Here is a 13511-nt window from a genome sequence, read left to right as displayed (position 1 = left end):
TTATTATGATCTAAAAAAGAGTCATAACATCTCTTGGCAGGCATTATTCATCATGTCTGTTGGTTAGCGAGCTAAAACCAATCCGTTAAAGTGTATATGACTAACACAATCACTGAAATTTAACCTTTCTTTGTCATTTATTTAAAACTTAGATGTTGAATTCAGCGAAATTAAATCTTAAAAATTTTTGTGAAATGTTATCTAAAATTGCAGTACCAATTTATTGAATTGTTGTTGATTTTTCACTATTTTGTATTTAAAGAAAGCATTGATATTATTGATAAAAAAGGTTATTTTAGCCTTAAAATTTTTTATTCAATGTTAGATCCGTATAAGCGGTAGGGTAGGGACGTTATAAATGAAAGCCAAAGGAATTCTTTTTGATTTAGATGGGACTTTAGTTAATTCACTTTCTTCAGTGGAGCGCTGTTATTTAAAATTTGCTGATCGGCATCAACTCGATCATACCTATTTACTAAATAATATTCATGGTAGGAAAGCGATAGATAACATCAAGTTTTTTTTACCTAATAAACCCGATGAGTATATTGAGCAAGAGTTTTTGTGGTTGGAACAATTAGAAGCCAAAGACATTGCCGAAGTAGATGAAATATCTGGTGCATCAAACTTTTTACAACAATTATCTGCGCTTAATATTCCTTGGGGTATTGTCACTTCGGGAACCAAACCGGTAGCACAAGCGCGATATAGCAAACTTAACTTACCTAAACCACCCATATTTATTACTGGTGAAATGGTTGCAAAAACAAAACCAGCGCCAGACGGTTATTTGCAGGGAGTTAAGGCACTTGGGTTAGAGGCTGAGCAATGTATCGTTTTTGAAGATTCAGTTGCAGGTATTGAATCTGCTTATAATGCTAATTGTCAAATTGTTGGTATTGACTCACCTCAATCAGTTAATCATAAAGTAGGATTATCAGTCCATTGTTTTAATGATCTGACTTTAGCAAAAACAGCAACAAATGAAGTAATAATTGAGAAAAAATAAGTGTGACAAGTGGTTTATATTAAAACGTAGCCTTTTCCTGAAACATCTTGATAGTAAAAATTAACAAAATCAACAAGTTTGACTTATATATTATGCTGTTAAGATGATTACACGAAATAATACTAGGCTACTAAACCTCTATTTTTGACCGATCGTTGATAAAATAGTTTTTTCAAAAAATCCATTTTCATGCAAATATCCGTTAAATTATTAAGTCAAAGCAGACCGATTTATTTCATTAATAAATTGTCTGCTTTTTATGTTTTTAGTCACACTATTGTTGGTGATCCCTTCTTACCACTGGACTAAAAGTTGACTAAAAGGGAGTTAAGAAACAACAATCTTAATCTGTTTGAAAATTAAGATGCTACAGCCGATTTAGTTACACGATTAACAAACATCACGACCACAAAAGCAATAATACTTAAATAGATAATATATGCGCCATAAGTTGCTAACATATCGATTAATGACCGCCCTCGCATAGCAAAATCTCGGAAAAAACGGAATAACCAAACTAATGGGAAAGCATGACTAAGATAATATGTCCATAGAGGCATAATACCTACAGCCATAGTTGATCCGCCCATTATAAATCCAGGCGGAATTAAAAAAATCATTCGACTAGCCCCTTCGCCAGGATTATTGGTGGTCCAAGAAAGTAAAAGACCTAACCAGCCAAAGGCCAATCCTGTCATAAATACACTCGGTAAATAAGCAAAATAATTACCGTCAAAACGCAGTTGTCCAAAATTGACTAACAGAGCCGTAATGAGGGTTAATGCGGTAGTGTAGAATAATGCGTAAGGAATTGTTCTGGCTAATAGAGCTAATGGCCCTCTTTCTAAGGCGATATTCCACATTCCGGTTACTTTTAAACGACCAATTATCATTAACGAGGTTAGGCCGTAGGTTAAAGAGGAGAAGAAATAAACAAAATAAATAATCGTTGATATTGTTGAAGCGCTAGCTGGATTAAACATATATCGTGTTTTAAGTTGCATAGGCGATAATACCGCTTCAGTACCATCTCGCCCTAATCCTAGCGCGGCAACCTGATTAACACTTAATTCAGCACCTAATTCAGGAATATATTCATTGAGACTTTGAAGTACTTTAGCATTTTGGGCATCATTAGTATCATCGGCAAAATAGCCTAAACGAACGGTTTGATCACCTTTTTTTAAACTTTTCTCCAAACCTTTAGGAATATATAACACACCTAAATTACGATCATGTGAAACAAGTGGTATTGGATTTACCGGAGATCTGATCACTTCAGATACTTCAATATAAGGCGAAGTATTAATTTTGCTAATTAATTCAGTTGAATAATTAGAAGCATCCAGATCAATAACGGCAATTTTTCCTTCAAAAACTGCACCATGACTTAATACTAAGGAAAAGATTAGCGCAATAATAGCCGCTAATCCAAGCGAAACTTTATAGTAAGGTATAAAATGGCCTGATAACATTGCATCAAGCTCTTCTAAAATAGATTTAATGATGTTTTGCATCATCGACCTCAAGTGTCATTCCGGTTAGTAGTTGTGGAATCGGTTCGATATAAATTCTGACTTGATAAGAGGTTAAATCGGCTTGTCCTCTTTCTCGTGTCATTCGTAAGTCAGCAAAAGAAGGTGCTGCTGTCGCAAAACGGATAACGCCTTTCACCTCTTTATTTAATGCGATGACGTTGGCGGTGACAGATGTTCCGGGTTGATAATCATTGACCATTTTTTCGTTGACATAAATATCAACATATTTGCGATCAGTTTCTAATAATACTGCCGGAGCGCCGTTTGGCACGACTTCACCATCTTCATACATAATTTTTAGTACTTTACCATTTTCAGGTGCAACTAAAGTAAGTCGTTGATAATTTACCTGTAGTTGTTTCAACTCTGCTTCCGCTTGCATTAATTGTGCTTTGAGTTGTGCTAATTGATTTTGACGATTTTCGATTTTTTGTCTTGCAATCGTGATAGATTGTAACGTCATACCTGTCGCACTTTTGGTTTGTTCGAACTGACGAATTTGTTCAGGTGTAGCACCGATCATCAATGTGGCTAATTGACTCTCAATTTGTACTACTTGCATTTTGGTTGCAACATAAGTGTTACGGGTACTATCTAGTTGCGACTGTGATGTACCTCCCGTCTTACGTAGTTGTGTATGTCGAGCATATTCAGTGTTAGCTAAATCACGAGCCGATTGCGCAGCCTCTAAATTGGCTTGAACCTCTTCAATTTTACGCCAAGTAGATAATTCAGTAAGATTTGTATCATTCACCGCTATTTCGATCGCTGCTTGCTCTTGATTCACAGAGGCTTGTTGGCTATCAACAAGTGCAGTAAGGCGCTCAATAGCTATTTTGGTATCAATATCATCTAACTGCATTAAAGCATCACCCTTTTTTACAAGTTGTGATTCTTGTACAAAACGTTTGATGACTTTACCTCCCACATTTTCGAAAGCAACATTGACTTCATCAGCGGTTAATACCCCGGATTTAATGCTTTTAGCTACAGTAACCGCATCATTTCTTGAACCAAAGTAAATTAAACATGATCCAAACGTAAGTAATAGTAAAAATATAACAGGAATTTTGATATTTTTTTTCATAATCTAGCTTATTTTCCATTTATTTAGTCAGCTAAGTATTTAAGTAAAATAAGGTCACTTTAAATCTTTTAAAGTTAATTATTTTCGTAACAATTTACGTAACATTAATATTAAGGATTCTTGTTCTTGAGGATTTAGAACCTGAGCAAAAGCACGAATCGATTTAAGGTGATTGGGTAATGCATTTTGAATAAGATTCACACCTGCAGGAGTTAATGCTATTAAACGTGAACGACCGTCTTCACCGTTTTTTGTCATTGAGATTAAAGGCTCTGGTGCAACCAGCATGCGTTTAACCATTACTGATACGGTCGCAGCTGTTACACCTATTCGTAATGCCAGATCACCAGCACAAGTTTCACCTTCTGAAAACAATGACATTAATAAGGCAAATTTCCCTTCAGATACATCGTAATCTTTAGCTAATTGAGCGTAAATGTTTGAACGAATTAAATCGGCAGTTGTAATCAAACTTAAAACTAAATCAACGCCAGAAACATCGACGATGTCTTCATTATTAAATCTTTGCGCTCGTGCTAATGTTTCACGAGAAGGAAGTATCCTTGAATTGTAATTCAATTATTATCACCCAATTTATTTAGTCGGCTAATTATAATGTTTTAATTTTAATTTGCAATCATTTTTAATAGATATTTTTATTCGCTTACTTATTCATTAATTGGGTTTTTTATACTTCTTTATCATCATTATCAGCTACAAATAACCTACGATAAAGTTAATAAAATTTTGTAAATTGCACACATTAATAATCTCTTAATTGCCCTGCATCTTACTCATATTTAATGAATGAATTTGTGAGTCAAGGAATGGTCAATTAATTTTTATAAATCTTAACTTTTGCTTAGTCATTCATCTATCTTCAATATTAATCGGCAAGCTTATCATAGATAAGATAAATAATTGTAAAAGATTAATAGCCTATAATGTTATTAACACCATGATTGATAAAATCATCCTCTCTCAGTAAAAAAACGTAGGTAAGTTAACCTTTGTTGATCACTGTTGATTAAATTAACAAGTCAATATTCATAACAAATTGATTTTATGTATCTTAATTCGATTACTACTAAAGTGGTAATCCTTGAGGGTAATTATATTCTGTACAAAGTTTCATACAATGTGGAGAGAATAAAAATTAAATAATTGAATAAAATAGAATTGGAGTTTGTTATGAGTAAAACCAATCTCGTTATTATCGGTAATGGGATGGTCGGACATCGTTTTATTGAAGAGTTAATTGATAAAATGCAGTCCGATCAGTTTAACATTACTATCTTTTGCGAAGAACCTCGTCTTGCCTACGACAGAGTACACCTCTCTTCTTATTTTTCCGATCATACTGCTGAAGCGCTTTCTTTGGTACGTGAAGGATTATACGAAGAAAACAATATCAATATTTTATTGAGTGAACGCGCGATCTTAATCAATCGCCAACGTAAAGAGGTACATTCGCAGACAGGTAGAATTGTTGCCTATGATAAATTGATTATTGCTACAGGCTCTCATCCTTGGGTTCCACCTATCAAAGGTGCTAATGGCCCAGACTGTTTTGTTTATCGTACCATCGAAGATCTTAATGCTATAAAAGAGTGTGCTAGCCATTGTAAAACAGGCGTTGTTGTTGGTGGTGGTTTATTAGGACTTGAAGCCGCAGGTGCGATGAAAAATTTAGGCATGGAAACTCATGTAGTTGAATTTGCGCCAGTCTTAATGGCAGAACAACTTGATGTTATGGGTGGTGAACAGTTACGCCGAAAAATCGAAGAGATGGGTGTTAAAGTTCATACCAGTAAAAATACCCAAGAAATCATTCATACGCCTAACGGTAAAGTCATGCAATTTGCAGATGGTTCTTCACTCGAAATCGATTTTATCGTGTTTTCAACAGGTATCAGGCCCAATGATAAATTAGCCAAAGAGTGTGAACTCGAAATGGGTACTCGAGGTGGCATAGTCATTAATGATTTTTGCCAAACATCTGATCCAGATATTTATGCTATTGGTGAATGTGCTTGTTGGCAAGGTAAGGTTTTTGGTTTAGTTGCGCCTGGTTATAAAATGGCTCAAGTTGCATTAGGCCACTTAATGGGTGAAACAATCCAATTTGCGGGCGCAGATATGAGCGCCAAATTGAAACTTATGGGGGTGGATGTAGGTAGTATCGGTGATGCTAAAGCTAAAACGACCGGAAGTCGGAGTTACATTTATTTAGATGAAAATGTCCCTGTTTATAAAAAATTAGTTGTGTCTAATGATAATAAACAATTATTGGGCGCAGTGTTAGTTGGCGATACAGCAGATTATAGTAACTTATTACAATTAATGCTGAATAATATGGAGTTACCTGAGCATCCAGATACATTAATACTCCCGTCCCATGCTGGCGCTAAACCGGCAATGGGGGTTGAAGCGCTTCCTGACTCGGCGCAAATCTGTTCTTGTTTTGATGTAAGTAAAGAGAAGATTATTAATGCGATAAAAGCCGGATGCCATACTGTAGCTGCAATTAAAGCAGAAACAAAAGCGGGGACAGGGTGTGGTGGTTGTATCCCATTAGTGACACAAATTCTTAATTTAGAATTAAAAAAACAAGGTATTGAAGTAAGTCATGCATTATGTGAACATTTTAAATATTCCCGTCAGGAGTTGTATCATCTAATTCGTTTTGAAGGTTTAAGGTCATTTGATGAAGTCATTAAAAAACATGGTAATGGCTATGGTTGTGAAATTTGTAAGCCGATAGTCGCTTCTTTATTAGCATCGTGTTGGAATGAGTATGTGCTTAAACAAGATTTAATTCCTCTACAAGATAGCAATGATATTTTCTTAGGTAATATTCAAAAAAACGGTACATATTCGGTCATCCCAAGAAGTGCTGGTGGCGAAATCACACCAGAAGGATTAATTGCTATTGGTAACATCGCCAAAAAATATCACCTCTATTCTAAAATTACTGGATCACAACGTATTGGTCTATTTGGTGCGCAAAAAGATGATCTTCCAGCTATTTGGAAAGAACTTATCGCGGCCGGTTTTGAAAGTGGTCACGCTTATGCCAAAGCCTTAAGAATGGCTAAAACCTGTGTAGGTAGTACTTGGTGTCGATATGGTGTGGGTGATAGTGTCGGCTTGGGTATTGAACTGGAAAACCGCTATAAAGGTATTCGCGCACCACATAAATTCAAATTGGGTGTCTCAGGTTGTACTCGTGAATGTGCAGAAGCTCAAGGTAAAGATATTGGTATTATTGCGACAGAAAAAGGTTGGAATCTTTATGTATGTGGTAATGGTGGTATGAAACCACGTCATGCAGACTTATTGGCAGCAGATTTGGATAAAAACACCTTAATTCAATACATAGATCGTTTTATTATTTTCTATATTCGCACCGCAGATAAATTACAACGAACCTCCGTCTGGCTTGAAAATTTAGAAGGTGGAATGGATTATTTACGTAGCGTAATTATTGATAATAAGTTAGGTATTAATGCAGAACTCGAAAGTGAAATGGCTCGCTTGCGTAAATTAATGGTATGTGAATGGACAGAGACTGTTGAACATTCTGAAAATCAACGACGATTCGCACATTTCATTAACAGTGATAAACGCGATGAAAATGTTCAATTTGTTCCAGAACGTGATCAACACCGCCCAGCTACAGAAGCTGAACGTCAAATAAATGTTAGGAGAATAATATGAGTCAATGGGTAACTGTTTGCAAACTTGATGATATTCTGCCCGAAACAGGTGTTTGCGCACTGGTGGGGAATGATCATGTTGCTATTTTTCGTCCTTATAACAATGGTGAACTTTATGCCATTAGTAATATCGATCCGTTTGCCAAAGCGAGTGTTTTATCGCGCGGTATTATCAGCCAGCATGAAAATCAGTTATGGGTTGCCAGCCCTTTAAAGAAACAACGTTTTCGTTTAAAAGACGGTTTTTGTTTGGAAGATGAACAACACTCGGTTGCACATTATGAAGTGAAAGTTAATGACGATGGATTTGTGCAAGTAAAATCACATTAACAGCAAATTTTAAAGGTTAACTAATTATGTATACTGAAACTATTAATAAATGCGCGACTAATGCAGCGCGTATTGTTCGTTTAGCAAAAACGAATCCTTGTGGATTTTGGCTAAGTTCCGCTATGGCTGGAGCATATGTGGGATTAGGTATTATCTTAATTTTCACTTTAGGAAATCTTCTTGATCCTTCTATTAGACCTTTAGTTATGGGTGCGACCTTTGGTATTGCATTAACATTAGTGGTTATTGCTGGATCTGAATTATTTACCGGACATACCATGTTTTTAACCTTTGGTGTGAAATGTAAAAAAATCACACATCTTCAGATGTGGTTAATACTACCGCAAACTTGGTTAGGTAACTTATTAGGTTCAATTTTAGTTGCTGCATTGTACTTTTATGCTGCGACCCCTTTACTTTCAACAGATACCAGTTTAGTTCATACTGCCGCGTTAGCTAAAACATCGGCTTCAGCATCTGCACTATTTTTTAGAGGGATCTTATGTAACTGGTTAGTCTGTTTAGCAATTTGGATGGCCAATCGGGTAGAGGGAAGTGCGAAATTTATTGCTATCTGGTGGTGTTTACTTGCCTTTATCGCCTGCGGTTATGAACACTCGGTTGCTAATATGACTTTATTTGCTTTGTCTTGGTTTGGTCACCACAGCGAAGCTTACACATTACTCGGTATTGGTCACAACCTGCTATGGGTATCATTGGGTAATATTGTATCGGGGGTAGCATTTATGGGGCTAGGCTATTGGTATAGTACGCCCAAATCCGAAAGACCCTAAATTTATCCGATAAAGATACCTTATCGCGATCCTAAGAATAACAAATAGCGGTGGTTGTTAATACATTGTAGATAACAATCAACCGCTTATAAAAATATAAAATATAAATTACCTATGACAACTTTTGTTTTAGTGAAGTTAATGTTCCTCCAAATGACGTGGTACAAAAAATAGAATAATCAATAAGGTTGTATATTTAAAACAGAGTTGGCACTGAACATTTAACAGATAATTTTCTATTTTGAGGTACTATGGATTATTTACCCCTATTTTGTAAGTTAGAAAATCGTGAATGCCTATTAGTTGGTGGCGGTGAAATTGCTGAACGAAAAGCTCGATTATTACTTGAAGCTGGTGCCAAACTTACGGTTAATGCGCAAACATTTAACGAACAATTCATGTGTTGGAATGCTCAGAAAAAATTAGTTTTGGTTCAAGGTGAATTTAGTGCCGAATTACTTAATAAGAAATGGTTAGTTATCGCAGCTACTGATAGTCAAGAAACTAACCAAAAAGTGAGTATTGAAGCTGAAAATCGTTGTATTTTTTGTAATGTGGTTGATTCTCCGAAAGATGCGAGTTTCATTATGCCCTCAATTATTGATCGTTCTCCCATTATGGTTGCTGTATCATCAGAAGGTCATGCGCCTGTTTTAGCACGTCTATTACGTGAAAAATTAGAATCAATTTTACCGCAACATTTAGGGCAATTAGCTAAATATGCAGGTTATCTGCGTAATAAAGTAAAAACCACTTACCAAACAATAGCTGAGCGCCGTCGATTTTGGGAAAAATTGTTCGCTCATGATAGATTAGCTCAAGCGCTGGCAAATAAAGATTTCGAACATGTCGAGAAAATAACAAATGAATTGTTTGATACCTCGCTTGATTATCGAGGTGAAGTCGTTTTAGTCGGTGCGGGACCGGGTGATGCAGGATTATTAACCTTAAAAGGTCTACAACAGATCCAACAAGCTGATATTATTGTTTACGATAGGTTAGTCTCTGATGAAATTATGGATCTTGCACGTCGTGACGCTCAACGAATATTTGTTGGGAAACGTCCGGGATTTCACTGTGTGCCACAAGAACAAATTAATCAAATACTGTTAGAGCAGGCTCAAAAAGGTAAGCGTGTGGTGCGTTTAAAAGGAGGTGACCCTTTTATTTTTGGTCGTGGAGGCGAAGAGCTTGAAACCCTGTTTAATGCAGATATTCCTTTTTCTGTTGTACCGGGGATCACCGCTGCTTCCGGATGTTCGGCCTATAGTGGAATACCGTTAACACATCGGAATTATGCCCATAGTGTTCGTTTAGTCACCGGTCATTTGAAAGATGGCAGTCATCTTGATTGGCAAAGTTTAGCTGCTGAAAAACAGACGTTGGTATTTTACATGGGGCTATCACAAGCAGAAAATATTGGAAAACAATTAATTAAACATGGTATGGATATCAATACACCTGTAGCCATTGTTGAAGAGGGTACTACAACTAAACAGAAAGTCATCTCTGGCGTATTGAGTAATCTAGCCCAACTCTCTATACAAGCTTGTAGTCCAAGTTTAATCATTATTGGGCCGGTTGTAGCACTACGAGAAAAGTTAAATTGGTTTTCTCAACATTAATATTATCAGGTAAATAATCCTATTATTTACCTGCCTTATTGCAATAAAGCTCACTCTTTACTTTGTAAGTACCATACTGTCATTTCCATACGTGATTTAAAATTAAGTTTCTTAAAAATGCTTTTGATATGTACTTTCACTGTGCTTTCTACGATGTCCAAATCCTTAGCAATCAATTTATTGGATAATCCTTTGACTAATAGATTAAATATTTCATTTTCTCTAGGTGTCAATAAATTAACATCATGGATCTGTTTTGTCGTCGGCTCACCACCTTGTCGCATGTAATTAAGAATAATATGCGAAATTGCCTCATCCATGATGACTTTACCCATTGAAATATCTTTTAGCGCTTTTAAAAAATCTTCGGGTTCCATGTCTTTAAGTAAATAACCATCAGCACCCATTTTTAATGCTGTAATAATGTCTTCTTTAGCATCTGATACCGTAAACATGATGATACGACTTGAAATATTTTTTTCGCGCAAATAGCGTAAAATTTCTAATCCGCTTACATCAGACATATTAATATCGAGTAAAATAATATCAGGATCAAGTTTTTCAGCTAATTTTACCCCTTCTATGCCAGAGCCTGTCTCACCGACAATTTCAAAATGACTTATGGTATTAATTAATTGTTTAACACCATTTCTTAACATAGGGTGATCATCAATAAGCAGTATTGAACTATTTAATTGTTCCATGTATTACTCTTCTATTATTTTAAAAGGAATGGTCTTATTCGCTTTAAATGTTACCATAATTTGTGTCCCTTGGTGGGGTTGACTATTAATCGTTAAATTACCATTAAGTATCTCAACGCGGTCACGCATAATAATCAGTCCATAATGATTATCTTGCTTAATATCATTTGGTAAACCAACACCATTATCTTCAATGCAGACCGAAATAATTTGATTGTCATCGATTGTTAAACTTATCCTAGTATGTGAAGCTTGAGCATGTTTATAAATATTGTTCAAGGCTTCACGAATAAACTGTAATAAATGAAATGCGTATTTACTATTGATAATATTCAAAGGTAATAAATATTCTAACTGAATGTTAAATTGTAATTTTTGATTAAACTCTTCAATTAATTCAATTAAACTAGCATAAAAACCGGTTTGATTAAGTCGTAAACGGAAAGAAGTAATCAGCTCTCTTAATTGTGAATAGGTAATATTCACTTCTTTGCGCATAGTTGTAAGTAGATCAATGCTATTTTGTGAGGTTAGATCTGCTTGCATCTGTAAACAGCTAATATGTATTTTCAAGCAAGATAGTGACTGGGCTATCGAATCATGTAATTCTCTAGCCATAGCTGAACGCTCTTTCATTAATAAATATTGTTTTTGTTGTTCTATTTGCCTATCTAACATCATGGCAGTGGTCATCTGTTCAATAAGCCCAGTAATCAAATTTTCTTGTTCATTACTAAGTACTATATCGGTAGGTTGAATAGCAAATAAAATCCCATATTTTTCGCCATTGTCTTGAAGATACCAGTAGCGTTGGAAACTATTTTTTTTATGCGGTTTAGATGAGATCAAACAAGCATTACATTTTGGATTCTGACAATAGGGTAGTTTTTGTTGGTTGTCGTAGCTGATTTGTTGATAATGTTCGAGATCATCCGATTCATAAAAACGGATTTGAAATTGGGTTAATGGTACTAACTCTTCTAATTCACGCAAAATTATTAAAAAACGTTCACATAATGGCTCAGGAGTATGTAATTGTTTAGTTGCTTGATACTGAAATGAAACAATCTTGTTGGTTTGTTGTAATGCAGCTGTTTTTTCAGCAACGCGCTCTTCCAATATTAAATATTGTGACTCTATTTGTTCGGACATTTTATTAAAAGCTTGTCCTAAAAGATCAAACTCATTTTTTTTTGCCCTAATATTAAAACGTTTACTAAAATCATGTTGCGAAATAGCATTAGCCATATCAATAAGTTTTCGCCATGGAGCGAGAAGATAACACCGTAAATAATAGATTTGGATAATTAAAAACAGCACAATTATGACAATAAATAATTGTTGTAACCGAGAAATAGACTGAATTTGACTCTCTGTTTTTTGGTCTATCTTATGTACTAAATGATTAATGCGAGTAACATAGGAATCAATGTCATTTTTGATATCGTCAATCTTTTGCGCTTGCTGTATTTTAGGGGTAATTTGGTTTATCCATTCCTCTTGTAATTGGTTATACTCATCAAGTAAATCATAACGTTTAAACAGCGCTAAATATTGCTCAGAAGAAGGTATGTCGGTAAAGAGATTTAATCGGTAATCATCTTGTTGATTTAATGGAACCATTGCCAAAATTTGGTAGTTTTTCATTCTCAATAAACCTAATTGATTAATCATATATGCACTACCTTTAGTATCATTAGCTATCTGGATTGACATAGATAATGCGACTAAAGCAAGGGTTCCTAAAAAAAGCATTAATAGGGTTAAACGATTAATAATTGACGCATTTTTGCTAACTTTTTTTTTCGGCATATTGATACCCAACAGGTGATCACCATAAAATAGTTCAGATTGATAATAATTGATAATTATTGTAACGTGAAAATAGTATCACCCTGATCTTTTTTATAACTTTTTGCGATCTTTTGGAAAACAGCACTTGCAACAAAGGCTATTTTTGCGTAAAATTCACGCCCTATATGATTAATCAATGCAGACATATTTGTTAAATCAGTGATCGTCTGCTTTTTATTGCGGAGTTAAGTATGTACGCAGTTTTCCAAAGTGGTGGTAAACAACACCGAGTTAGCGAAGGACAAGTCGTTCGCTTGGAAAAAATTGAAGTCGAAACAGGTTCGGAAGTTGTTTTCGATAAAGTTTTAATGGTAGCAAATGGTGAAGACATCAAAGTTGGTGCTCCGTTTGTTGAAGGTGCAACAATTAAAGCAGAAATTGTTGAACACGGTCGTGGTGACAAAGTGAAAATTGTTAAATTCCGTCGTCGTAAACACTATCGTAAACAACAAGGTCACCGTCAGTGGTTCACTGATGTGAAGATCACTGCAATCGCTTAATAGGAGTATCGAACAATGGCACATAAGAAGGCTGGTGGTTCATCACGTAATGGTCGTGATTCCCAAAGTAAACGTTTAGGTGTAAAACGTTATGGTAGTCAAGAAGTTCTTGCTGGTAATATTTTAGTTCGTCAACGTGGAACTCAATTCCACCCAGGTACTAACGTAGGTTGTGGTCGCGATCATACCCTATTTGCTTTGATTGACGGACAAGTTAAGTTTGAAGTTAAAGGACCTAAAAATCGTCGTTATGTTAGTGTGGTTGCTAACAGCTAATTAACCTCGATTCAAAAGTTATAGAAGCCTCACAATATTGTGGGGCTTTTTTCATTTCTTGAATATTACATAAAT

12 protein-coding genes are annotated in these 13511 nt (G+C 35.3%); 7 read left to right on the top strand and 5 right to left on the bottom strand.

The features are described from left to right. Nucleotides 1-358 precede the first annotated feature (358 nt). Nucleotides 359-1009: an HAD-IA family hydrolase gene (locus A9G11_RS12780; protein WP_065619978.1), complete on the top strand. Its 651-nt coding sequence runs from the start codon at nucleotides 359-361 to the stop codon at nucleotides 1007-1009. A gap of 359 nt (nucleotides 1010-1368) precedes the next feature. Here A9G11_RS12780 and A9G11_RS12775 read toward each other — a convergent pair whose 3' ends face one another. The 3 genes from A9G11_RS12775 to A9G11_RS12765 form a co-directional block, all read right to left on the bottom strand. Next, on the bottom strand, nucleotides 1369-2526 hold the full coding sequence (locus A9G11_RS12775) for an ABC transporter permease (protein WP_065619977.1): 1158 nt from the start codon (nucleotides 2524-2526) through the stop codon (nucleotides 1369-1371). After that, the gene (locus tag A9G11_RS12770; RefSeq protein ID WP_065619976.1) at nucleotides 2510-3634 is read right to left on the bottom strand and encodes an HlyD family secretion protein; all 1125 of its coding nucleotides are present in this window, start codon (nucleotides 3632-3634) and stop codon (nucleotides 2510-2512) included. Before A9G11_RS12770 ends, A9G11_RS12775 begins: the two co-directional genes overlap by 17 nt. 78 nt (nucleotides 3635-3712) lie before the next feature. Then, complete coding sequence (locus A9G11_RS12765) at nucleotides 3713-4213, bottom strand: MarR family winged helix-turn-helix transcriptional regulator (protein WP_065619975.1); 501 nt, start codon at nucleotides 4211-4213, stop codon at nucleotides 3713-3715. A gap of 612 nt (nucleotides 4214-4825) precedes the next feature. Between A9G11_RS12765 and nirB the strand changes: the two genes are divergently transcribed. The 4 genes from nirB to cysG all read left to right on the top strand — a co-directional run bounded on the left by nirB (nucleotide 4826) and on the right by cysG (nucleotide 10102). Next, complete coding sequence (nirB, locus tag A9G11_RS12760) at nucleotides 4826-7354, top strand: nitrite reductase large subunit NirB (protein WP_065619974.1); 2529 nt, start codon at nucleotides 4826-4828, stop codon at nucleotides 7352-7354. Next, nucleotides 7351-7683, top strand: a complete 333-nt coding sequence (gene nirD, locus A9G11_RS12755) for a nitrite reductase small subunit NirD (protein WP_065619973.1) — start codon at nucleotides 7351-7353, stop codon at nucleotides 7681-7683. The genes nirB and nirD overlap by 4 nt, the downstream gene beginning before the upstream one ends. Nucleotides 7684-7709: 26 nt before the next feature. Continuing rightward, complete coding sequence (nirC, locus tag A9G11_RS12750) at nucleotides 7710-8477, top strand: nitrite transporter NirC (protein WP_065619972.1); 768 nt, start codon at nucleotides 7710-7712, stop codon at nucleotides 8475-8477. Nucleotides 8478-8728: 251 nt separating this feature from the next. Further along, the gene (gene cysG, locus A9G11_RS12745) at nucleotides 8729-10102 is read left to right on the top strand and encodes a siroheme synthase CysG (RefSeq protein WP_065619971.1); all 1374 of its coding nucleotides are present in this window, start codon (nucleotides 8729-8731) and stop codon (nucleotides 10100-10102) included. Nucleotides 10103-10152: 50 nt separating this feature from the next. Here cysG and narL read toward each other — a convergent pair whose 3' ends face one another. Together narL and narX are read right to left on the bottom strand one after the other, a co-directional pair. Further along, entirely contained in the window at nucleotides 10153-10806 is a 654-nt protein-coding gene (gene narL, locus A9G11_RS12740) for a two-component system response regulator NarL (RefSeq protein WP_065619970.1), read from the bottom strand. A 3-nt stretch (nucleotides 10807-10809) separates the two neighbouring features. Then, complete coding sequence (narX, locus tag A9G11_RS12735; protein WP_065619969.1) at nucleotides 10810-12618, bottom strand: nitrate/nitrite two-component system sensor histidine kinase NarX; 1809 nt, start codon at nucleotides 12616-12618, stop codon at nucleotides 10810-10812. A gap of 233 nt (nucleotides 12619-12851) precedes the next feature. On the opposite strand from narX, the gene rplU reads away from it, so the two are divergent. Both rplU and rpmA read left to right on the top strand, forming a co-directional pair. After that, nucleotides 12852-13160 carry a 50S ribosomal protein L21 gene (rplU, locus tag A9G11_RS12730; RefSeq protein ID WP_034948580.1) on the top strand — a complete coding sequence of 103 codons (309 nt, stop codon included), beginning with the start codon at nucleotides 12852-12854 and terminating at the stop codon, nucleotides 13158-13160. A 15-nt stretch (nucleotides 13161-13175) separates the two neighbouring features. Then, a complete protein-coding gene (gene rpmA / locus A9G11_RS12725; RefSeq protein WP_034915250.1) occupies nucleotides 13176-13436 on the top strand; it encodes a 50S ribosomal protein L27 in 261 nt (86 codons plus the stop codon). Nucleotides 13437-13511: the final 75 nt, after the last annotated feature.

This window comes from Gilliamella sp. wkB108 (genome assembly GCF_001690195.1).
In the GTDB taxonomy this organism is placed as follows: Bacteria; Pseudomonadota; Gammaproteobacteria; order Enterobacterales; family Orbaceae; genus Gilliamella; species Gilliamella apicola_L.
Note: the sequence above shows the minus strand (reverse complement) of the source record. Positions and strands in the feature narration are given on the sequence as shown.